Below are 22,369 nucleotides of genomic sequence, written 5' to 3' on the forward strand. Positions count from 1 at the left end.
ACTTCCTTTCATTTTAAAATTAAAAGCGTTAATATATATAAAAAGTGTAAATAGATGTGAAATTTACTTTAAAGTATTATCATAGTTATAAAAACATGAAAAGGAGTATTATGTCTAAAATTACAAAATATTTTAATTTAAGAGTTATTTTTTATTTATTTTTGACAATTCTAATATTTGCTATACCTTTTATTAGGATAAATGGCAATCATTTATTTTTATTAAATTTTGATAAACAAAAATTGAATTTATTTTTTGTATCTTTTAATACCAATGAATTATATTTGATGCCTTTTTTATTAATTATGATGTTTGTATTTATATTTTTTATTACAAATTTATTAGGTCGTGTATGGTGTGCTTGGGGTTGTCCGCAGACTATTTTTCGCGTAATTTATAGAGATTTGATACAAACTAAAATTTTTAATCTATATGGTAATAGAAAAAATAAGCAAAATGAAGAAAGAAATAAAATTATCCCAAAATTTTTAAGTATTATTATTTTTTACTTTGTTAGTATAGTAGCAGCTAGTAATTTTATGTGGTATTTTATTCCACCTGAAGATTTTTTCTTATACATTCAAAATCCAAATGAACATAAAATATTAATAGGTATAGTATTTTGTCTTTCTTTATTTATCACATACGATATAACATTTATAAAGGAAAAATTTTGTGCTTATCTTTGTCCATATGCTAGGGTTCAAAGTGTTATGGTAGATGATGATACTAAAATTGTGATTTATGATGAAGGTAGAGGAGGGATTATTTATAAGGATGGAGAAAAAATTACAAAAAAACCAATAGGTGGAGAATGTATAGCCTGTGAAGCCTGTGTTAAAATTTGTCCTACTCATATTGATATTAGAAAAGGTATGCAACTTGATTGTATAAATTGTCTTGAATGTGCTGATGCTTGTTCTAAAATCCAATCTAAATTTAATCGTCCATCATTAATATCTTGGTCTAGTACAAAGGAAATTAAAAATAAAGAGAAATTTAAATACTTAAGACCAAAAACTATTATTTATACTACATGTATTTTTATAATGTTTTTATTTTTTATGTATCAAGCAGAACATAAAGAAACAATGCTATTAAATATAAATAGAACAAGTGAACTTTACACATTACATGATGGTGATAAAATAGTTCATAATGCTTATACTATGCTATTTCACAACACTGATAATAAAGACCATAAATTTTACATAGATGTTTTAGATGATGATATTAAAATAGATAGGCCAAATAAAGAGTTTTTAATAAAAGCTGGTCAAAAAGTAAAAAAAGTAGTTGTATTAGAAAGTGAGTTTAAAAAAGTTAAAAAACATCATAAGCATATTAACATAAGAGCCTATGCCTTAGATGATAATAAAATATTTACTATAAAAGATACAATATTTATATATCCTAAGGAGAAAAAATGGAAGGAAAAGAAGAATTAATTTTAAAAATAGCCCTTGAATTATTTTTAGAAAAGGGCTATGAAAATACAAATATTAAAGATATTGTTGATATAGTTGGTGGTTCATATACTACCATTTATAAGAAATTTAAGAATAAAAATCAGTTATTCTTAAAAGCTATAAAAATAGGTGGAGATGGTAGAGTTGCAAGATTAGTTGATATGGTAGAATCACGAAAAAATTTGAATTTAGTTGAATTTTTGGATAGTTTTGCAAGAGATTTTTATACGGATTTTTACAGTGATTATAATGTCAAATTTTTACGTTTAGTTGTTTCTAGAAGTTATCATGATAAGACATTACAAGAAATTATAGCTAAATCAGATAAACTTATTTTATCTAAGCATCTTGCAAAGGTATTTGAAAGTAAACTTGATAAAGCTATTTTTAAAGAGATAGATTCTATTAATTTAGCAGTCATTTATACTTCAATGATTTTAACAAATGAAACCTTTAGTGTTTTAGCTAACACTAAATTTGATAGTTTGACTGAAAAACAAATTTCAAAACATATCAATAATATAAATTCTTTATTTTTAAGGATGATTAATATAAAAAATATTTAATTTACATAGTATTGATTACTAAAATGTTAAATAATGTAATTATAATTACACATTAAAAATAACAAATTAAGGATAAAGAATGAAAAAAATTGTTAGGTTAAGTGTAGTTGCTAGTTTGTTATTTTTTGCAGCATGCAATGAAAACAATGAACAAAAGCAACAAGAAATGCCACCTTCTATTGTAGATATTAAAAAAGTAAGTTTAGAAAATACTGAAATTTATTATCAATATGCAGGAAAACTTGAAGCAAATAAAGATGTAGTAGTTTTGCCAAAAGTATCGGGCGAGATTAAAAAAATATTATTTAAAGATGGCGATTTTGTAAAACAAGGAACAATTTTATATAAGATTGATGATGAGCAATATAAAGCTAGTTTGGATTTAGCGTTAGCTGATGTTGGTGTTGCTAAAGCAAACTATGAAAACGCTAATACTGATTATAATAGAACTAAAGACTTATATGCTAAAAAAGCAGTTAGTCAAAAAGAATTTGATACAAAAGAAGCAGCCTTTAAAAGTGCAAAAGCTAGTTTAGATAAAGCTAATGCCGCTTATAAGATAGCTAAATTAAATTATGATTATACTAACGTAAAAGCTCCATTTGATGGATATGTGCAAGCTTCGTTAGTTGATGCTGGAAGCTATGCTAATGCAAATAATACTCAATTAGTAAAAATTGTAGATCAAAATACTTTAAAAGCTACATTTTTTATATCAGATACAAATATGGAACAAATTAAAAGAAATAATAATGATTTAAAAAGTGCAAAAGCTAATTTTACTTTAAATGGTAAGACTTATGAAGGTAAAGTTGAGTTTATATCAAATTATAATGAATTAGCAAGCACTAAAGCTTATGCGGTTTTTGAAAATACTAATCAAGAATTAAGTGCAGGAACCTTTGTTAGTCTTAAACTAAGCAATATTATGCAAAATGATTCTTTTGTAATTAGTAGAGAAAATTTATTACAAGATATTGATGGATATTATGTATTTGTTAAAGACAAAAATATAACAAAACAAATTCATGTTAAAACAATTTTTGATGATGAGAAAATTGCCGTAATTGACGCAAAAACAAGTGATTTAAAAGTTGATGATGAATTGATTTTAAATAATTATAAAAAGATTTATCCTGGCGCAAAAATAGCAACTAAGGCAGAATTTGGTGCGATGATGCAAAAGCAAGCTCCTAAAGAGCAGACTAAGGAACAATAATGTTTTCTAAGTTTTTTATATATAGACCAGTATTTGCAATAGTTGTTTCAATCATAATTACTATTGCTGGTATTTTAGGAATGAAAGGTTTGCCTATTGAAGAATATCCTAATGTTACATCTCCAACTATTAGAGTAACTGCTAATTATTCTGGTGTTGATGCGGCTACACTTTCTCAAAATGTAGCAAGTATTCTTGAAGACGCAATTAATGGTGTTGAAGATATGATTTATATAACTTCAAGCTCAAGTTCAAGTGGTTTGATGTTTTTAAATGTTTATTTTAAGGTTGGAAAAGACCCATCAAAAGCATTAATTGATGTTAATAATAAAGTTCAAAGTGTTCAAGCAAAAATGCCTGAAGAGGTTAAAAAATTAGGTATTAGTGTTGATGAAACTAGCTCAAATATTTTAGCCGTTGTTACATTTTATTCTCCTGACGATAGTCGTGATGAAACTTATTTAAGCAATTATGCTACTTTAAATGTGGCTGAAGAAATAAAAAGACTAGAAGGAATTGGTAGTGCTGAGGTTGTAGGGCATACTGAATATTCTATGAGAATTTGGCTTGATTCAGAAAAGCTAAATAAATATGACTTAAATCCAGCAATTGTAAGTGCAGCTATAAGAGAACAAAATTCACAATATCCAACAGGAACGGTTGGTGATTTACCACTTAAAGAAGTGAGCCCATTTGTATATACTATGAGTGCTAGAGGTAAATTTACAACTGTTAAAGAATTTGAAAATATTATAATAAAAGCACTTCCAGATGGAAATATTTTATATTTAAAAGATATAGCAAGGGTTGAATTAGGAACAGAAAATTACGGATTTGCAGGTCTTAAAGATGGTAAAAAAATGGTTCCTATGATGATTAATTTAAAATCAGGTGCAAATGCTATAGCAGTAGCTCAAGCTGTGAAAGAAAAATTAGAAGAGCTAAGTAAATTCTTCCCAAGTGGTGTAGCTTATGATATGCCTTATGATACTACCGATTTCGTAAAAGATAGTATAAGCGAAGTTGTTCAAACATTTGTTGAAGCTATTTTACTTGTTTTAATAGTTATGTATATGTTCTTAAAAAACCTTCGTGCAACTATTATTCCATTAATTGCCGTGCCGGTTTCTTTACTTGGAACCTTTGCTTTTCTTTATGTTTTTGGTTTTACAATCAATCTTATTACATTATTTGCTTTAGTTTTAGCAATCGGCATTGTTGTTGATGATGCTATTGTCGTTGTAGAAAATGTTGAGCGTGTGTTTAGAAGTGGTATTACAAAAGATGTAAAAGCAGCTACTAAAATGGCAATGGATGAAGTAACCGGACCTGTAATTTCTATTGTTTTAGTATTAAGTGCAGTATTTATTCCTGTTTCATTTTTAGATGGATTTGTAGGGCAAATTCAAAGACAATTTGCAATTACTCTTGTAATTTCTGTTTGTATTTCAGGTTTTGTTGCATTAACGCTAACTCCTGCATTATGCGGTATATTATTAAAAGACCATGAAGATAAGCCTTTTTATTTAGTTAAAAAATTTAATGACTTTTTTGATTGGAGTATTAATATTTTTGGTAGTGCAGTTGCAAAAGTTTTAAGGCATGTAATTCCAAGTTTGATTATTACTTGTGTATTCTTTTATGGAATTTTTGCTTTATTAAAAATTATTCCTAGCTCACTTGTTCCTAGTGAAGATAAGGGTGCTGTGTTAGTTTTATCTCAGTTAAAATCAGCGAGTAGCTTAGAAAAAACACTAGCCTTTAATAATAAAATTTATGATATGGTTAAAGAAAACCCTGCAGTTGAAGGTATGATTTCTTTAAATGGGTTTGATGTAGAAAGTTCAGCTCTTTCAACAAGTGCTGGAATTTCATTTATTACATTAAAAGATTATGATGATAGAAAACATTTAGGTATTGATGGAAATAGTGAGAATTTAGCTAATACTTGGATGAAAAATATGCTGCTTGACCCTGATGGCTTTGCATTTTTCTTAAATCCACCACCGATTATGGGGCTTTCTTTGACAGGCGGATTTGAAATGTATGTGCAAAATAAATCAGGTAAAAGTTATGAAGAAATTAAAAAAGATATAGATACTTTACTTGCAGCAGCATCAAAAAGACCTGAATTAACTCAAGCAAGAACTACTTTAAACACTGATTATCCTGAGTTAAAAGTAAGTGTTGATGAGAAAAAAGCTAAAATTTTAGGGCTTAGTTTAAGTGATATATATTCAAATTTAAATTTAATTTTTGGTTCTGTTTATGTGAATGATTTTACTGCTTTAGGTAAAAATTTCCAAGTAAATGTAAGAGGCGATGAAGAATTTAGAAATAAAAGAACAAGTCTTGAAAACATTTATGTTAAAAATAGTGAAGGCAAAAGCATATCTTTAGCTAGTGTTGTTGATATTAAGCCAAGTGTAGCAGCGTTTTCAGTAACTAGATTTAACCTTTTCCCAGCTGCAAAAGTTACAGCTTCGCCAGCTCCAGGATATACTAGTGGAGATGCTATTAATGCTATAGTTGAAGTATTTAATGAAACTATGAATAAAGATGAATATTCTTATGCTTGGGCAGGAAGTTCTTATGAAGAAGTAAATGCTAGTGGTAGTGGTTCTACTGCATTTGCATTAGGTATGGTATTTGTATTTTTAATACTTGCAGCTCAATATGAAAGATGGTTAATGCCACTTGCAGTAATTACAGCAGTTCCTTTTGCAGTATTTGGAAGTTTAGCAGCAACTTATTTAAGGGGTATGCAAAATGACATATATTTTCAAATAGGTTTATTATTGTTAATTGGTCTTAGTGCAAAAAATGCTATATTAATTGTTGAATTTGCTATGGAAGAAAAATATAAACACGGCTTAAATACTTATGATGCAGCTATAAAGGCGGCAAAACTTAGATTTAGACCTATTATTATGACTTCTTTAGCGTTTGGTTTTGGTATTTTACCTTTAGTATTTAGCGAAGGTTCAGGTAGTGCTGCTAGACACTCACTTAGCACAGGGCTAGTTGGTGGTATTATTATAGCTTCTAGTATATCTATTTTATTTGTGCCTTTATTTTTATATTTACTAGAGAGTTTAAATGATAAGGTTTTTAAAAAGAAAGGAAAGCAAATTAATGAATAAGCTTTTAATATCAGCAATCGCAGCTTTATTTTTAGCTGCTTGCTCTAGTGTTAATAATTATGAGCTTAAAACTCCAAATAATTTAGATAATAATACTAAATTTGAAATTAAAGATTGGAGAAGTTTAGGTAATGATGCAAATCTTAATCGCTTGATTGAGATTGCTATGGAAAATAATGAAGATGTTAAAATGGCTATTAATAATCTTTTAATAGCTGAATCAAATTTAGTAAGTGTTGGGATTAAAAGAGAGCCTAGTATTAATCTTGGCATTAATGCAAATGAGAGATTAATTAAACACCAAAAGCCAACTTACGGACATTCTTTAGGTCTTAATTTATCTTATGAAATAGATTTATTAAATAAATTTGGTAAGGCTAAAGATAACGCTATTTATAGTGCTAATATTAGCGAATTTGATGTAGAAAATACTTATCAAACTATTGGATTTAGTATTGCAAAACTTTATTATCAAGTTGTAGCAACTAATAAAAAAATAGAAATTTTAGAAGACTTTATAAATAGCTATGAAAAAACTTTAAAATTAAAAGAAGAGCAATATAAATTAGGCTTTATTACAAAATCAGTTCTTTTACAAACTAAAGAACAATTTACTCTAAATCAAACTAAATTAAGAAGTTTAAAATTAGAAAGAGATTTATATATTAATTCTTTAGATATTTTAGTTTATGGATTAAATCAAGAAAAAGAACCAATTAAATTTGCTAATAACTTAATAGAAGATTTTGTTATGCCAGCTACTATACCAAGCTCTGTTATGACAAATCGTCCTGATATAGCAAAAGCAATTTTAGATGTAAAAATAGCTCATAATAATGCAAAAATTGCTTGGGATAGCTTTTTTCCAACCTTTACAATAGGTGCTGGTGTTAGTTGGAGTGGAGATACACATAATGTATTTTCTGACCCTGTTGGCTCAATTACTGCTAGTTTGTTACAACCTTTATTTAATTTAGGTGATGTTGATGAGCAAGTAATTAGAGCAAATTTAGCTCAAGATAATGCAGTATTAGGCTATGAAAAAGTAGTCAAAACTGCGTTAAAAGAAATAGAAGATGCTATTTTAAAATATAATAATGCCGAAGTTAAATTAAGAGATTATGATGAAATAGTAAAACTAGAAGAAGAAATTTATGAGTTTAATAAGCTTAAATTTAATGAAGGAGAAATCAGCTTTTTAGAATTCTTAGATAGCGAAAGAGCTTTACAAAATAGCTTAATAGAGCAAATTGATTTAAAATTAGGCAAGATAACTGCAGGAATTGATGCTTATAAAGCTATTGGAGTTAAAAAACTTGAATTTAGGAAGTGATTTTTATATGAACCTAGCCTTAAAAGAGGCTTGGAAATATCAATTCTTAACTTATCCAAATCCTGCCGTAGGTTGTCTAGTATTAGATAAATACGGCAAGATTTTAAGTATTAAAGCACACCAAAAAGCAGGAACATTTCACGCAGAAAGATTATGTGTGAATGAAATCTTAGAAAAATATGGAAAAGATGCTTTAAAAGATAGTGTATTTTATGTAACTTTAGAGCCTTGCAGTAAGCAAGGTCGCACTCCACCTTGTCATGAATTATTAATAAAATATAAAGTTAAAGAAGTAAATATAGGCTCAAGTGATAGTTCTCAAAATGGTATAAATGAATTAAGGCAAGCTGGAATTAAAGTAAATCTTGGGATTTTACAAGATGAATGCGATAAACTAATTGCTCCATTCAAATTCTGGCTAGATAATAAGCCTTTTGTTTTATTTAAATTAGCAATTAATCTAAATTATAACAATGAAGGTAGTATTAGTAATGAGTATTTAAGGACATATTTTCACGAAATTAGAACTAATATAGATTATTTAATAATTTGTGGCAATACTTTAAGACTTGATAATCCTATGCTTGATGCTAGATATTCTACTAGCAAAAAAGCACCTAATTTATTAGTATTTTCAAAATATTTTCAAGATTTAAATTCTAATTTTAAATCTCTAAATATTTTTAAAACTAATAGAGAAATTATTTTTGGTAAAAATCCTTTAAAATTAAAAGATGAATTGCAAGAGCAAAATATTAAATTTGTAATGATTGAAGGCGGGTTTAATGCCTTAGAACTTTTCAAAAATCAAATAGATTGGTTGTTTTTACAACAAAGTAATTCTACTTATAAAAATTCAAATAACTTTAAGTTAAGTTTAAGTCCTATTTATCAAAGCACTACAAAAGATTTTTATAATAAACCACACGAATACCAACAATTCGGATTTTATGAAATAAGGGAATAAATGTTAGAAAAATATTTTGAAAAATTCCTAGTAAATTCTAGGTTTATTACAATCTTACCTGTTATTTTTGGTCTTTTAGGTGCTTTTATGTTATTTTTTATTGCTAGTTTTGATGTGTATAAGGTCATAAAAGTTACATATACTTATTATTTTTTAGGTGCTGATATTGATATTCACGAAGAAGCTGTAAGCACTATAGTTGGAGCTGTTGATTTATATTTAATGGCTTTAGTTTTTTATATATTTTCTTTTGGAATATATGAATTATTTATAAGCGATGTTGAAGAATTTAAACAATATAAACAAAGCAAGGTTTTAGAAGTTCATAGTTTAGATGAGCTAAAAGATAAGCTTGGTAAAGTTATTATTATGGTTTTAGTTGTTAATTTTTTCCAACATGCACTTAATTTAAAATTTAGCTCAAGTATGGATATGCTTTATTTAGCAATCGGTATTATGTGTATTTGCCTTGGATTATGGGCTTTACATAAAAGTGATAATAAATCTAAAGAACACTAAGGAGCAAAGATGATATTTATAGATACTTGTTTTGGAAAAAAAAGTGATGTTATGCCTATTTGGATGATGCGTCAAGCAGGTAGATACCTAGCTGAATACAAGGCTACTCGTGCTAGAGCAGGAGATTTTTTAAGTCTTTGTAAGGATTATAAATTAGCTAGTGAAGTTACGCTTCAGCCAGTGGATATTTTTGATTTTGATGCGGCTATTATATTTTCAGATATTTTAGTGGTGCCACTTGAAATGGGCTTACCGCTTAGATTTGAAGCAGGTGAAGGCCCTGTTTTTGATGAGATAATATCAAGTGAAATTGATGTAGAAAAATTAAATATAAATGCAGCTAGTAAATTAACTTATGTTTATGACGCTATAAAATTAACTCGTGAAAAATTAGCTTCAAATAAAGCTTTAATAGGATTTTGTGGTGCACCTTGGACTTTAGCAACATATATGATAGAAGGAAAAGGCTCTAAAACTTATGCAAAAAGCAAAAGAATGATTTATGAAAATCCAGCCTTAGCACATAAATTATTAGCAAAAATTACTGAAGTTTTAAAAGAATACTGCGAAAATCAAATAAAAGCAGGTGCTAATGCTATTCAGATTTTTGATAGTTGGGCTAATGCACTTGAGCCTATAGCATATTTAGAATTTGCTTGGAAATATATTCAAGATTTAACAAGTTATTTAAAAACAAAATACCCACATATTGCAATAATTGCATTTCCTAAGGGAGTAGGTAGTTTTATTGAGTGTTTAGATGCAAAAATTGATGTTTTAGGTGTTGATTGGAGTACTCCTATACAAGTCGCTACTAAAAGTAAATTTGTTTTACAAGGAAATTTAGAACCTTGTAGATTATATTCTAAACAAGCAATAAAGGATGGTGTTGAAAGTATTAAAGAAACAATAAAAGATAGACCACATATTTTTAATCTAGGACATGGAATTTTACCAGATGTTTTAGTTGAACATGTACATTATTTAATTAAGTGTGTAAGAAATGCTTAGTTTAATATCTCTTGGTGGGACAATTTCTATGCGTAATTTAGGCGAAGGAGCAATTCCTAGCCTAAATGCTGATGATTTAACAAGTTCATTTAAAGACATTAATGCAATAACTTTTAGTAATATCTCAAGTCCAAATATAACTTTTTCAATGTTAATTGAAGTTTTAAATCTTGCAAAAGAAGAGATTAAAAAAGGCTCTCGTGCTGTAATTATTACTCAAGGAACTGATACTTTAGAAGAAAGTTCGTTTTTTTGTAATTTATTTTGGGATTTAGATGAGCCACTAATTTTTACAGGTGCTATGAAAAATCCTAGCGAGTTAGGAAGTGATTATCTAGCTAATATTAGCAATGCAATTACTTTAGCAAATAGTGAATTAGCAAGGGGTTTAGGTGTGCTTTGTGTATTAAATGATAGCGTTCATTCAGCACAATTTATCCACAAAAGCAATTCATTTAGTCTTGAAACTTTTACAAGTTTTAATCGTGGTTTGGTTGGAGAGATTAAAGAAGGTAAGTTTTATTTATTTAATAATAATTATAAAAGGCTAAAACTAAAGCCTTTAAAAGAAATTACTAAAAAAGTAGCCTTACTAAAAATGTGCCTTGATTTTGATAATGATATGCTTGAATATGCTTTAAATAATTATGATGGTTTGGTAATTAGTGGCTATGGAGCAGGTCATGTAATGGCTAGAGCTATGCCAATTATTCAAAAAGCAAATATTCCAATAATTATGACAAGTAGATGTGAAAGTGGTAAAGTAGGTCTTAGAACCTATGCTTATGTTGGAGCTGAAGTTGATTTGATTAAAAATGGTGTAATTATGAGTGAATATTTAAGTGATGTTAAGGCTAGAGCCTTAATGGTTGCTTTATTATCTTTAAATATTAGTAATATACAAGATATTATTGATAATAAATTATTTTGATAAATCCACTAAAAAGTGGATTTTAAAATTTAATTCCAAATTTATTTATTAATAATCCTTCTAGTAATCCTTCATACTGTTCTATAAATCCTAATTCTTTTATTATAGTTAATGCAAAATAAGTTGAAGTAATAGGACCAGCACTTGTTATAATATTTTTATTAACTACTACAGCTTTATCAATTCTATTAGCGTTTATATCTTTTTCACATCCAGGATAGCATGTAAAATCACCGGTTAAAACCCCAGCATTTGCTAATACTATAGGTGAAGCACAAATTGCAGCAATTAATTTATTTTGAGAATTTAATTTTTGAATAATATTTTTAATTCTTTTATCGTTTTTTAAATTAGTCATACCTAAAAATCCACCAGCTAATGCTATAGCATCAATATTTTCAGTATTAACTTTATCTAATGTTTTATTTGCCATAATTTTAAGACCTGTATCAAGGGTAATATCAAGATTATCAGTAATACTAGCTAGTATAATATCTAAATTTGCTCCACTATTTTTAGCTCTAATTAAAATATCAATTATTGTGATTAATTCTATATCTTCATTTCCATTTGCCATAGGTATTAAAATTGTTTTCATAATTTTCCTTTTTTTTAATAGTTTTATAATATATTTTTTAGGACATATTATATCTTTTTTATTACTTAATTTTTTAAATAAATACTATAATCTTAACAAATTTAATTAAAGGATAGGTATGGATTTTTTTAGACATTTTAATAATTCCTGTTCTAATAAAAGTTTAATGGAGCTTTTAGAAGAACATGGTTTTACTCGTCGTGATTTTTTGAAATGGTCTAGTGGAATGGCTACTATGCTAGGACTTGGAGCTACTTTTGCACCAAGTATTGCAAATGCTGTTGAAAATAATGCTAGTAACACCCCAGTAATTTGGCTTCATATGGCAGAATGTACAGGCTGTAGTGAGAGTTTATTAAGAAGCGATGCACCTACTATTGATAGTTTGATATTTGATTATTTAAATATTGAATATCACGAAACTGTTATGGCAGCAAGTGGTCATCAAGCTGATGAGAATTTAGAAAACGCTATTAAAAAACACGCAGGAAAATATGTATTATTAGTAGAAGGTGCAGTTCCTGCAGGAAGCTCTAGTTTTTATCTAACTTTAGGTGCTAAAGGGCATACAGGCGAAGAAATAGCAAAAAATGCCTGTGCTAATGCAGCTGCTATTTTAGCAATTGGAACTTGCTCAAGCTTTGGTGGTATTCAAGCAGCAGCACCAAATCCAACAAATGCAGTTCCGATTAGTAAAATTACAAATAAAAGCGTAATCAATGTCCCAGGTTGTCCGCCTAGTGAAAAAAATATCGTAGGTTCAATCTTACAAATATTATTATTTGGAACAATGCCACTTGATAATTTTAATCGTCCAAAATGGGCATACGAGCATAGAATTCACGATTATTGTGAGCGTAGGGGACATTTTGATGCGGGTGAGTTTGTAGAAAGTTTTGGAGATGAAGGTGCAAAGAAAGGCTATTGTCTTTATAAAGTAGGATGCAAAGGTCCATATACATTTAATAATTGTGCTAAGCAAAGATTTAATCAGCACATAAATTGGCCTATTGGTGCAGGACATGGGTGTATAGGTTGCTCTGAGCCTGATTTTTGGGATAGTATGAGAACTTACGAAGAACCTTTAAAATCACATTTATTTCAAAGCGTATTTAGCGGAATGGGTGCTGATGCTATGAGTGATAAAATAGGCATTGGTGTTTTAACTCTAACAGGAGTAGCTATTGCAGCCCATGCAAGTATTGCAGCTATTAAAAAAGACAAGGAATAAAAAATGCAAAAAATAGTAGTAGATCCAATTACAAGAATTGAAGGACATTTAAGAGTAGAAGTAATAGTTGATGATGCAAATGTAGTAACTGATGCTTATGCGGGTTCAACATTATGGCGTGGAATTGAAACTATTGTAAAAGGAAGAGACCCTAGAGATGTTGGCTTTATGACTCAAAGAATTTGTGGAGTTTGCACTTATTCGCATTATAGAGCAGGTATTGAAGCGGCTGAAAATGCTTTAGGTATAGTTCCACCAAAAAATGCAAAACTTACAAGAACATTAATGAATGCAGCTTTATATATGCACGATCATTGTGTGCATTTTTATCAATTACACGGGCTTGATTTTGTTGATGTAGTGAGTGCTTTAAGTGCTGATCCAGCAAAAGCTGAAGCTGAAGCTTTAAAATGGTGTGATAAGCCTTTAGTTTGTGGTGTAGGAGAACTTAAAGCAGTTCAAGAAAAATTAAAAACATTCGTAGATAAAGGAGAATTAGGAATATTTGCGAATGCTTATTGGGGACATAAAACTTATCGCTTTAGCCCAGAGCAAAACTTAGTAGCGTTAAGCCATTATTTAGAATGCTTAAAAGTGCAAAGAACAGCAGCACAATTAATGGCTATTTTTGGTGCAAAACAACCACACCCACAAAGCTTAACCGTAGGTGGTGTAACTTGCGTTATGGATATACTTGACCCTGCTAGAATTGGCGAGTATAAAACTAAATTCTTAGAAATTAGCGATTTTATTCATCGTGCTTATTTGGCTGATATTAAGATGGCTGCAGCTGTTTATAAAAATGAGCCAAGTGTAATGAATGATGTTGGTGTTGATAATTTTATGTGTGCTGATGAGTTTTATTTAGGAGATGATTATTTATTTAAAGGTGGAATTGTAACTAATATGCTAAGCAATCCTGTATTAGGTGCTATTGATGAGAGCAAAATCACAGAAGAAGCAACAAGGTCTTGGTATAAAAACGATAAAGCATTACACCCTTATGATGGCGAACAAGAGCCAAATTATACAGGTCTAAAAGATGAAAAAACTCTAAACGCTAAAGGCGAATTAGAAGATTCTAAAGTATTTGATATGAATGGAAAATATAGCTGGATTAAAGCTCCAAGATATGATAATTTACCTGTTCAAGTAGGACCACTTGCTACTATAGTTGTAAATTATTTAGCTAAAAATCCAATCGTTACAAAAGAAGTTGATGCTTTATTAGCTGAATTAAATATTGAGCTTAAAGACTTACTTAGCACTTTAGGAAGAACTGCAGCAAGAATGATTGAAGCAAAAATAATAAGCGAACACGCACTTAAAGCTCTTGATAATTTAGTTGAAAATCTAAAAGTAGATCAAAGCACTTGCGCTCCATATAAAATAGATAATTCTAAAGAATACAAAGGTCGCTTTATAGGTAATGCTCCTAGGGGAATGCTAAGTCATTGGATTAGAATTAAAGATGGTATAGTGCAAAATTATCAAGCAGTAGTTCCATCTACTTGGAATGCAAGTCCAAAAGATGCAAATGGTAAAATGGGAACTTATGAAGCTTGTTTAATTGGTCTAAAGATTGAAGATTTAACCAAGCCACTTGAAATTATTAGAAAAATCCATTCGTATGACCCTTGCATTGCTTGTGCTGTGCATGTATTAGATAAAAAAGGCAATAAGTTAGGCGAATATAAAGTAGGAGTTTGATATGAAACATTATGAGTTTTCAATAGGGCTTAGAGCAACTCATTGGCTAAGAGCATTTGCTATTTTAGCCCTTTGTATAAGTGGCTTTTATATTGCTAGTGTGTTTATTGCACCTGATAAATCAACCGAGCCAAATCTATTTATGCAGGCTAAATTTCGTTTCGTGCATAATGTAGCTGGGTTTGTTTTATTAGCTTGTTTTATTTTTAAACTTTATCTTTTTATATTTGATAAGCTTAGCAAAAAAGAAAGAGTTAGTATTAAAGATTGCTTTAGTTTAAGAGTATGGATAGAGCAAATTAAGTTTTATTTGTTTTTAGGAAAACACCCGTATTTAAAAGGTGTATATAATCCACTTCAATTTGTGAGTTATTTTTTCTTTTATATTGTTTTAGCATTATTAATAATCACAGGTTTTGTGTTATATATTAATGTTTATCACGAGGGTTTTGCTGGTGCAATAACTCCTTTTGTTAAACCATTTGAAGCAATATTTGGCGGACTTGCAAATATTAGGATAATTCATCATATTTTAACTTGGGTTACTATGATTTTTGTTGGTGTTCATATTTATATGGCAGTGTTTAATGCAATTAAAGGTAAAGATGGTGCAATGGACGCTATTTTTAGTGGATATAAATACAAATGAGAGTTTTAGTCCTAGGAATTGGAAATATTTTAATAGGAGATGAAGGAGCTGGAGTTATTTTTCTTGAGTATTTTAGGAAAAACCTAGCTCCTAATATTTATATTAAAGAAGAATTTAAAAATCAAGATTTGCATCAATTGGTATTCTTAGATGGTGGGACGATGGCTATGAATTTAGCTCATATAATTGCTGATTTTGATAAGGTTTATGTGATTGATTGTATAAATGCTGATGATTTAGAAGTGGGCGATGTTGTGTTTTTTGACTATGACAAAGTGCCAAGTAATATAAATTATCAAGGAAGTGCTCACGAACTTGAAATGCAAATGATGCTTAATTTTATGAGTTTAGTAGGTGATTTGCCAGCTTGCAAAATATTAGGTATTGTGCCTAAAAGACTTGAACCTATGAAAATATCTTTAAGCGATGAGGTTAAAAAATCTTTTGCTTTAATGCAAAAATGTCTTTTAGAAGAGCTTAAACAAGATGGATTTTTGTTAGAATTTAAAAATGATTTTAGTATAGAACAAGCGATAGAAAATTATAGGAATTTAAGCAGTGTTAATTAGATATGATTTCAAAATAAAATTAAAAGATTTCGGATTATTTTTATTAAAAATTGCCAAGATAAATAATGTAAATTATAAGCTTTATTATGAAGATGATGAGTTTTCTTTAGTTATAGATGATAATGAAGATAAGGTTTTAGCCTTTAATGAATATTTTAAAAAAATACCTTATTTTTTATTTTTAGAAGATTTTAAAATAGAGCTAGAAAATACACAAAAAACAAAAGAATTTGAAATTGAAATTCCAAGATTGCCTTTAAACTTATGTGATGAAGTTTTTGATGATTTAGGTTTAAATGAGTTAGATTATACTAAAACAACAAAAAGTGATTTTGTAATAATTGCTAATTATGAATTATTACAAAAGGCTTTTATTTGTGATAAAAATACTCAAATTTTACTTAATGCTTATGAAAAACCATTTGTGAAATTAGCTTTAAAACCACTTTATAAAAAAGCACATAATTTAGGAGATTTTTTATATGTATCATTTGCTAATAGCAAAAAGCTTTTTAATGAGTTAAAAAATGCAGATGAGCTTTATTTTGTAAAAAAGCCTAAAGATTTATTATTAATAGCTCCTTTTGCTGATACATTTTGTGTAATTAATAATCCGTATTCAAATCAATTATCAACTGCTTTTAATATTGATAAATTAAGCTTTAATGTCCCTAAAAATAAAGATGAATTAATAAAATTATTACTTAGCTTAGAACAAGGCGAAAAATTATTAAAAAATTATCAAAAAAAGTTCATTTTAAATGAGTTTAGTTTAGAAAATAAAAATATATTTTCATTAATAAAATTAGCAGATATTTTGCTAGATTCTGATATTTTAAAAGTAGTGCCAAATACTTATACAAAGGGAGTTAGAATTGATTGTGAGATTAATGAAGATGGCTTAAATGTAGCTAAGTTTATCTCATCAATTATGAGCTTTAGATTAGCAAATGCAGCTTTAATAGAAGTTGGTGTTTTTGAAGCACTTGTTTTAATGATAGGAAAACTTAATGAAAACGAGCGTGAGATTTGCTCAAAGCTTATGAATTATCAGAGTTTTTTAAATTACAATGCGTTTTTAAACAAGCAATTTAAGTTCAGTAAATGGGCTAATTGTGAGTGTTTTAATTAAGCTTAGTGGCAGGGTGCAAGGAGTTGGATTTCGCCCTGAAGTTTGCAAATTAGCCAAAGCAAAAAAGCTAAATGGCTATATCTTAAATGATACTTTAGGAGTTAGCTTAGCACTTGATTGTGATGAAAAAATAGCAAAAGTTTTTATAAAAGACTTAAAACAAATTCTTAAAAAAAATCGTCCATTAGCAAGTATAGAAAAAGTAAAAATAATTAAAACAAATGAAACTTATAATGATTTTGTTATTAAAAAACCAAGCAAAGATAAGCGTAATCTTGCAGTGATTTTGCCTGATTTCGCTCCTTGTAAAGATTGTATAAAAGAGCTTAATAATCCTAAATTAAAAAGAAGATTTAATCACGCCTTTATAAATTGCACTAATTGTGGCACTAGATTTAGTGTAATTTCTAAAATCCCTTACGATAGAACAAATACTTCTATGAGTGTTTTTAAAATGTGTAAAAATTGCGATAGTGAATATAATAATCTTAATGATAGGAGATTTTACGCAGAGCCTATTGCTTGTAATGATTGTGGGGCTAAGCTTAATTTTGATTTAGCAAAGGCTGTTAAATATCTAAAAGCTGGAAAAATAGTAGCTTTAAAAGGCGTTGGTGGGTTTAATTTATTATGCAATGCTAATGATTTTAATGCGGTAAATAAATTAAGAATGCTAAAAAATAGAGCTTTAAAACCACTTGCAATAATGGTTAAAGATATAAAAATGGCAAAAAAATATGCTAGTTTTACTAAGTTTGAAGAGCGTATTTTAAAGAGCAAAGAGCGACCTATATTGCTACTAAAAAGCCTTAATCAGAGTGCTTTTAATATACATTTTGATTTTAAAAATATCGGAGTGTTTTTGCCAAGCGCTCCGATATTTCATATATTATTTAAAGAGCTTGATTTTGCAATAGTAGCTACAAGTGCAAACAAAAGTGGCGAGATGATTTATTCTAAAAAAAGTGATTTTAAGATTTTAAAACCTGATTTAATAATAAATCATAATAGAAAAATAATTAATAAAATTGATGATAGTGTAGGGCAAGTTGTAGCCAATAAATACCATCATTTAAGAAGTGCTAGGGGCTTTAGACCTTTTTATTACGAGCATAAAATTAAAAAAAATATAAATATCCTAGCTCTTGGAATGGAAGAAAAAAACGAGTTTTTAATATACATAAACGGGCTTTGTATTAATTCGCCTTATATTGGGGATTTAAAGGATATTAGTGTTTATAATCATTTTGTAAAAACTCTAAGATTTTTTGTGAAAAATTATAAGATTAAATTTGATTATGTTTTGTGTGATTTACACCCACATTTCATTCATAGCGAAAAAATCACAAAAGAATTTGAAATAGGAATTAGCAAAAAGACAAAGATTATAAAAATCTACCATCACGCAGCCCATGCGATGAGTATTGGACTAAGAAATATTAGAGCCTTTTGTTTTGATGGCACAGGATATAAAAATAATCATCATATAAGTGGTGGCGAAGTGCTAGATATTACTAAAAACACTATAAATACAGCTTTTTGTTTTGATGAGTTTAAGCTAGTTAATGTAAAAAATAATGAACTATTAGCTTATAGTATTTTAAAAAAATATGAAATTCCGTGTGAAACTAATCTAAATTATGATATAGCATTGCAAAATTGCACTATAAATACTAGCTCATTAGGTAGAATTATTGATGCTTTTGCCTTTTTAGTTTTAGGGGTCAAAAAAAACGAATTTGAAGCACATTCAGGAATGCTTATTGAGAGCTTTTATGATGAAAATATCAAAGATATTTACAAAATTGAGTTTAAAAATAATAAGATTATTTATAAGGATATTTTTGCAACTTGCTTAAATGAAAGCAAGGTTTTAGCTTGTTCAAAATTTATTAATACCATTGTTTATATTGTTAAGTTTTTAAGCCCTAATAAAAAAGCGATTTTAAGTGGCGGGGTGTTTTGTAATAAAAGCATTTTAAATCTTTTGCTAAATGATAAAGAATACAAATTCTATACTCCAAAAAACGAAGCGATAAACGATGGCTGCATAGCTTTAGGGCAGTTAAACTATTTCTTAAACAATATGGAATTTAAGGATTAATTTATTATTTATTGTTAAAATCTAGCCTTTTTTTCAAGGAGAGAATATGAAAATATTACAAGAATTTAAAACATTTGCAATGCGTGGAAATGTTGTAGATTTAGCTGTGGGTGTGGTTATAGGAACTGCTTTTGGTAAGATTGTAAGCTCACTTGTGGCTGATATTATTATGCCTATTGTTGGAGTTTTAACAGGCGGAGTTGATTTTAGTGATTTAAAATTGGTTATTAAAGAAGGTGCTAAAGAAGCTGAAAATGTAACCGTTAATTATGGTTTATTTATTCAAAATATAGTTGATTTTTTAATCATTGCGTTTTCAATTTTCGTTGTTGTAAAGTTAATCAATAAGCTTAAAAAAGCAGAAAAAGAAGAAGAAAAACCAGCTCCTGCTCCAGCTCCAAGCGAAGATATAGTGCTGCTAACAGAAATCAGAGATTTATTAAAAAATAAATAATCTTAAGCTAATCTTAATGATTAGCTTTTTACATTTTATTTTCTTCATTTTTCTTTTTAATTTCATCTATGCTATTTACAATTATTGCGATGATTAGGTTCATTATGATAAAGGTGCAAATTAGTATAAAAGATACAAAAATCACCCAAGCATAAGGATAAACTCCCATAGCTTCTTTTACGATAGCAGAACCTCCATCAAGCGTCATAATGGTAAAAAGAGTAAAAAAGCAATCCCCTAAAGTACCAAAATGCTCATTCATACTAGTAGCAAATAGACTACAACAAAGCACCCCATAAATGTAGTAAAACAGTAGCAAAAGCATAACAATACTAATGATTTGTGGTACAGCAAAAAGCATAGTAGAGTATACAAATCTCATAGATGGCACCACACGAAGAAGCCTTAACACTCTAAACACCCTAAACGCTCTAAGCACCACAAAATCATAGCTTATATAAGCACTAATAATCACTATAAACAAATCATAAATATTCCAACCCTTTTCACTACTTGTAAAAAAACTCAGCCTAAAAGCATAAAGATTTAAAATACTTTCAACGATAAAAATCCAAAGACATATCATATCTACATAATAAAAAAAGCTAGAAAACTTCTCACTAAACTCACTTGAAGTTGCAAATCCTAGCGTGATAGAGTTAAAGACTATTATTAGGATGATGCCTAGTTTGTAAGTCTGTGAACGGAAAAAAATTTTGAAATAATTTTTGCGTAAAAGTCCTTTGAAAAAATTTTTTGTATTTTAATATATTTAAAAGACATAGTGTGTTTTTTGCTGATGGTATCATTTCAATACTTGTTTAAAACAAGAAATTATTTTTTAAGGAGATGTTATGGGATACATTTGTTCTTATTGTGGATATAAAAATCCTAGTGCTTATGGTGGAAGTTGCAGTTATAGTCCAAGTAAAACTCATATTTATATAAATGAGAGTTCTAGTGGGTATATTTGTTGTTTTTGTGGATTAGTAAGCTCACAAGCTGCTGGTAATTCTTGCAATAAAAGTCCGTATAAAAATCACGAGTATATGTAATGTCTAAATGCAAATATTGTGGTTCTAGTAGTTATGGTGGATGTAGTTATAGCCCACACAAAAAGCACGAGCATATAGCAGATGGTAGTTCTGTTTGTAGATATTGTGGATTAAATACGTTTGGTGGATGTAGTTATAGCCCGCATGGAAAACATGAGCATTTTAAAGTTTCAAATTCTAGTGTTTGTAGATATTGTGGATTAAATACGTTTGGTGGATGTAGTTATAGCCCACATGGAAAACACGAACATTGTTAAAATTTAAATTTCGTATGTTTTAAAACATACGAAATTATTTAAAGACACAGCGTGTCTTTGCAGATTGCTATCATTAAGACAATTTATTTTATTATGAAAGGATTTTTTTTATGAAACAATTAGCAAATGCTACCAAACAAGACTTAGATATTATTTCTAAAATAGAATTTAAGGATAATAAATATCATCCTATGAGTAAAGAAGAATTACAAGTATTGATTAAGTATGAAGATATAGCACTAGATACTATAAATACAAGTGCTATTACTGATATGAGTGAATTATTTCAAGATAGTAATAGAAAAGATTTTAGTGGTATAAATACTTGGGATACAAGCAATGTGTACGATATGAGTGAAATGTTTAGAGATTGCTTTAATTTCAATCAAGCTTTAAACTTTGATACATCAAATGTAACTGATATGAGTGGTATGTTTAGCCGTTGTTCTAATTTCAATCAACCTTTAAACTTTGACACAAAAAATGTAGTAAATATGAGCGATATGTTTTATGATTGTGAAAATTTCAATCAAGCTTTAAGTTTTGATACAAGAAATGTAACTGATATGGGTGGGATGTTTGGTAGTTGTAAAAAATTCAATCAGCCTTTAAATTTCAATACTTCAAGAGTAAGTAATATGAGTTTTATGTTTAATAGTTGCTTTAATTTTAATCAGCCTTTAAACTTTGATACAAGCAATGTAACTCATATGAGTAATATGTTTTCTAGGTGTTGGAAATTAAATCAGCCTTTAAACTTTGATACAAGCAATGTAACTCATATGGGTGGTATGTTTTCAAATTGCGAAACTTTCAATCAATCACTAAATTTTAATACTAGTAATGTAACCAGTATGACGCTTATGTTTATGGGTTGTAAAAATTTCAATCAACCTTTAGATTTTGATACAAGCAATGTAACTAGTATGGATTCTATGTTTAGTGGGTGTAAAAGCTTTAACCAACCTTTAGATTTTGATACAAGTAATGTGCACGATATGGGAGGTATGTTTCATGATTGTAAAAACTTCAATCAGCCTTTAAATTTTGATACAAGCAATGTAACTGATATGAGTTATATGTTTTCTAATTGTTCTGATTTCAACCAACCTTTAAACTTTGATACCAAAAATGTAACAAATATGAGCTATATGTTTAATAACTGCTTTGGCTTAACGCATAAACCTAATTTTGATATGAGTAATGTAAAAAAGCAAGAAGATATGTTTGAAGGTTGCGATAAACTAGAAAAATAAACTTAAATTTCGTTTGTTTAAGTATTTTCTAGTATTTCAAACAAACGAAATTCCTATTTTAAATTCCTTTTTTAATTTTCATTATTTACTTAAATAATTCAAAAAAGCTTTCATAAAACACAAATATTTTTCTAAAGACATATCGTGTCTTTGCAGATTGCTATCATTAAGACAATTTATTTTATTATGAAAGGAT

Annotated in this window: 21 protein-coding genes; 19 read left to right on the plus strand and 2 right to left on the minus strand. The window is 28.5% G+C overall.

Annotated elements, in window-relative coordinates; all coding sequences use genetic code 11:
• The first annotated feature begins 107 nt into the window (after positions 1-107).
• From ccoG to NY022_RS04870, 9 genes are all read left to right on the plus strand, one after another.
• On the plus strand, positions 108-1,448 hold the full coding sequence (gene ccoG / locus NY022_RS04830; RefSeq protein WP_420707985.1) for a cytochrome c oxidase accessory protein CcoG: 1,341 nt from the start codon (positions 108-110) through the stop codon (positions 1,446-1,448).
• Complete coding sequence (locus NY022_RS04835) at positions 1,427-2,035, plus strand: TetR/AcrR family transcriptional regulator (RefSeq protein ID WP_267524001.1); 609 nt, start codon at positions 1,427-1,429, stop codon at positions 2,033-2,035. Before ccoG ends, NY022_RS04835 begins: the two co-directional genes overlap by 22 nt.
• A gap of 79 nt (positions 2,036-2,114) precedes the next feature.
• A complete protein-coding gene (locus NY022_RS04840; protein WP_267524003.1) occupies positions 2,115-3,254 on the plus strand; it encodes an efflux RND transporter periplasmic adaptor subunit in 1,140 nt (379 codons plus the stop codon).
• A complete protein-coding gene (locus NY022_RS04845) occupies positions 3,254-6,397 on the plus strand; it encodes an efflux RND transporter permease subunit (protein ID WP_267524005.1) in 3,144 nt (1,047 codons plus the stop codon). Before NY022_RS04840 ends, NY022_RS04845 begins: the two co-directional genes overlap by 1 nt.
• Positions 6,390-7,730: a TolC family protein gene (locus NY022_RS04850; RefSeq protein ID WP_214119951.1), complete on the plus strand. Its 1,341-nt coding sequence runs from the start codon at positions 6,390-6,392 to the stop codon at positions 7,728-7,730. The genes NY022_RS04845 and NY022_RS04850 overlap by 8 nt, the downstream gene beginning before the upstream one ends.
• On the plus strand, positions 7,699-8,697 hold the full coding sequence (gene ribD, locus NY022_RS04855; protein ID WP_267524008.1) for a bifunctional diaminohydroxyphosphoribosylaminopyrimidine deaminase/5-amino-6-(5-phosphoribosylamino)uracil reductase RibD: 999 nt from the start codon (positions 7,699-7,701) through the stop codon (positions 8,695-8,697). The genes NY022_RS04850 and ribD overlap by 32 nt, the downstream gene beginning before the upstream one ends.
• Positions 8,698-9,216, plus strand: coding sequence for a YqhA family protein (locus tag NY022_RS04860; protein WP_214117232.1), 519 nt, complete (start codon positions 8,698-8,700; stop codon positions 9,214-9,216).
• 9 nt (positions 9,217-9,225) lie between these two features.
• Complete coding sequence (gene hemE / locus NY022_RS04865) at positions 9,226-10,227, plus strand: uroporphyrinogen decarboxylase (protein ID WP_267524011.1); 1,002 nt, start codon at positions 9,226-9,228, stop codon at positions 10,225-10,227.
• Positions 10,220-11,158 (plus strand): asparaginase, encoded by a 939-nt coding sequence (locus NY022_RS04870; protein ID WP_267524013.1) that lies wholly within the window; start codon positions 10,220-10,222, stop codon positions 11,156-11,158. The genes hemE and NY022_RS04870 overlap by 8 nt, the downstream gene beginning before the upstream one ends.
• Before the next feature lie 22 nt (positions 11,159-11,180).
• Here the strand turns inward: NY022_RS04870 and NY022_RS04875 are convergent, their stop codons facing one another.
• The gene (locus NY022_RS04875; protein WP_324287467.1) at positions 11,181-11,759 is read right to left on the minus strand and encodes a DJ-1 family glyoxalase III; all 579 of its coding nucleotides are present in this window, start codon (positions 11,757-11,759) and stop codon (positions 11,181-11,183) included.
• Positions 11,760-11,874: 115 nt separating this feature from the next.
• Between NY022_RS04875 and NY022_RS04880 the strand changes: the two genes are divergently transcribed.
• Genes NY022_RS04880 through mscL form a run of 7 tightly spaced genes read left to right on the plus strand, consistent with a single transcriptional unit; the run spans position 11,875 to position 19,605 of the window.
• The gene (locus tag NY022_RS04880) at positions 11,875-12,987 is read left to right on the plus strand and encodes a hydrogenase small subunit (RefSeq protein ID WP_324287466.1); all 1,113 of its coding nucleotides are present in this window, start codon (positions 11,875-11,877) and stop codon (positions 12,985-12,987) included.
• A 3-nt stretch (positions 12,988-12,990) separates the two neighbouring features.
• Positions 12,991-14,697 carry a nickel-dependent hydrogenase large subunit gene (locus tag NY022_RS04885; protein WP_267524018.1) on the plus strand — a complete coding sequence of 569 codons (1,707 nt, stop codon included), beginning with the start codon at positions 12,991-12,993 and terminating at the stop codon, positions 14,695-14,697.
• Between the two features lies 1 nt (position 14,698).
• Positions 14,699-15,346: a Ni/Fe-hydrogenase, b-type cytochrome subunit gene (gene cybH, locus NY022_RS04890; protein WP_239802691.1), complete on the plus strand. Its 648-nt coding sequence runs from the start codon at positions 14,699-14,701 to the stop codon at positions 15,344-15,346.
• Positions 15,343-15,915, plus strand: coding sequence for a HyaD/HybD family hydrogenase maturation endopeptidase (locus NY022_RS04895; protein ID WP_267524022.1), 573 nt, complete (start codon positions 15,343-15,345; stop codon positions 15,913-15,915). Before cybH ends, NY022_RS04895 begins: the two co-directional genes overlap by 4 nt.
• Complete coding sequence (locus tag NY022_RS04900) at positions 15,905-17,047, plus strand: hypothetical protein (protein WP_267524024.1); 1,143 nt, start codon at positions 15,905-15,907, stop codon at positions 17,045-17,047. Before NY022_RS04895 ends, NY022_RS04900 begins: the two co-directional genes overlap by 11 nt.
• Entirely contained in the window at positions 17,031-19,151 is a 2,121-nt protein-coding gene (gene hypF / locus NY022_RS04905; protein WP_267524026.1) for a carbamoyltransferase HypF, read from the plus strand. The genes NY022_RS04900 and hypF overlap by 17 nt, the downstream gene beginning before the upstream one ends.
• Positions 19,152-19,197: 46 nt before the next feature.
• Positions 19,198-19,605, plus strand: coding sequence for a large-conductance mechanosensitive channel protein MscL (gene mscL / locus NY022_RS04910; protein WP_214117937.1), 408 nt, complete (start codon positions 19,198-19,200; stop codon positions 19,603-19,605).
• 28 nt (positions 19,606-19,633) lie between these two features.
• On the opposite strand, the gene NY022_RS04915 is transcribed toward mscL, so the two are convergent.
• Complete coding sequence (locus NY022_RS04915) at positions 19,634-20,320, minus strand: ion transporter (RefSeq protein ID WP_324287468.1); 687 nt, start codon at positions 20,318-20,320, stop codon at positions 19,634-19,636.
• Between the two features lie 139 nt (positions 20,321-20,459).
• Here NY022_RS04915 and NY022_RS04920 point away from each other — a divergent pair, with 139 nt between their 5' ends.
• From NY022_RS04920 to NY022_RS04930, 3 genes are all read left to right on the plus strand, one after another.
• Complete coding sequence (locus NY022_RS04920) at positions 20,460-20,660, plus strand: hypothetical protein (RefSeq protein ID WP_267524029.1); 201 nt, start codon at positions 20,460-20,462, stop codon at positions 20,658-20,660.
• A complete protein-coding gene (locus NY022_RS04925) occupies positions 20,660-20,917 on the plus strand; it encodes a hypothetical protein (RefSeq protein WP_267524031.1) in 258 nt (85 codons plus the stop codon). Before NY022_RS04920 ends, NY022_RS04925 begins: the two co-directional genes overlap by 1 nt.
• A 110-nt stretch (positions 20,918-21,027) precedes the next feature.
• On the plus strand, positions 21,028-22,173 hold the full coding sequence (locus tag NY022_RS04930) for a BspA family leucine-rich repeat surface protein (protein WP_267524033.1): 1,146 nt from the start codon (positions 21,028-21,030) through the stop codon (positions 22,171-22,173).
• Positions 22,174-22,369 lie beyond the last annotated feature (196 nt).

The organism is Campylobacter sp. MG1, from assembly GCF_026616895.1.
In the GTDB taxonomy this organism is placed as follows: domain Bacteria; phylum Campylobacterota; class Campylobacteria; order Campylobacterales; family Campylobacteraceae; genus Campylobacter_E.

What these genes read in the sequence shown, in the direction of transcription:
- NY022_RS04885 (WP_267524018.1), top strand. Translation starts at nt 12,991, where the DNA reads ATGCAAAAAATAGTAGTAGATCCAATTACAAGAATTGAAGGACATTTA.
- NY022_RS04880 (WP_324287466.1), top strand. Translation starts at nt 11,875, where the DNA reads ATGGATTTTTTTAGACATTTTAATAATTCCTGTTCTAATAAAAGTTTA.
- hemE (WP_267524011.1), top strand. Translation starts at nt 9,226, where the DNA reads ATGATATTTATAGATACTTGTTTTGGAAAAAAAAGTGATGTTATGCCT.
- NY022_RS04845 (WP_267524005.1), top strand. Translation starts at nt 3,254, where the DNA reads ATGTTTTCTAAGTTTTTTATATATAGACCAGTATTTGCAATAGTTGTT.
- mscL (WP_214117937.1), top strand. Translation starts at nt 19,198, where the DNA reads ATGAAAATATTACAAGAATTTAAAACATTTGCAATGCGTGGAAATGTT.
- NY022_RS04840 (WP_267524003.1), top strand. Translation starts at nt 2,115, where the DNA reads ATGAAAAAAATTGTTAGGTTAAGTGTAGTTGCTAGTTTGTTATTTTTT.
- NY022_RS04835 (WP_267524001.1), top strand. Translation starts at nt 1,427, where the DNA reads ATGGAAGGAAAAGAAGAATTAATTTTAAAAATAGCCCTTGAATTATTT.
- NY022_RS04860 (WP_214117232.1), top strand. Translation starts at nt 8,698, where the DNA reads ATGTTAGAAAAATATTTTGAAAAATTCCTAGTAAATTCTAGGTTTATT.
- NY022_RS04870 (WP_267524013.1), top strand. Translation starts at nt 10,220, where the DNA reads ATGCTTAGTTTAATATCTCTTGGTGGGACAATTTCTATGCGTAATTTA.
- cybH (WP_239802691.1), top strand. Translation starts at nt 14,699, where the DNA reads ATGAAACATTATGAGTTTTCAATAGGGCTTAGAGCAACTCATTGGCTA.
- NY022_RS04925 (WP_267524031.1), top strand. Translation starts at nt 20,660, where the DNA reads ATGTCTAAATGCAAATATTGTGGTTCTAGTAGTTATGGTGGATGTAGT.
- NY022_RS04920 (WP_267524029.1), top strand. Translation starts at nt 20,460, where the DNA reads ATGGGATACATTTGTTCTTATTGTGGATATAAAAATCCTAGTGCTTAT.
- NY022_RS04930 (WP_267524033.1), top strand. Translation starts at nt 21,028, where the DNA reads ATGAAACAATTAGCAAATGCTACCAAACAAGACTTAGATATTATTTCT.
- NY022_RS04850 (WP_214119951.1), top strand. Translation starts at nt 6,390, where the DNA reads ATGAATAAGCTTTTAATATCAGCAATCGCAGCTTTATTTTTAGCTGCT.
- NY022_RS04895 (WP_267524022.1), top strand. Translation starts at nt 15,343, where the DNA reads ATGAGAGTTTTAGTCCTAGGAATTGGAAATATTTTAATAGGAGATGAA.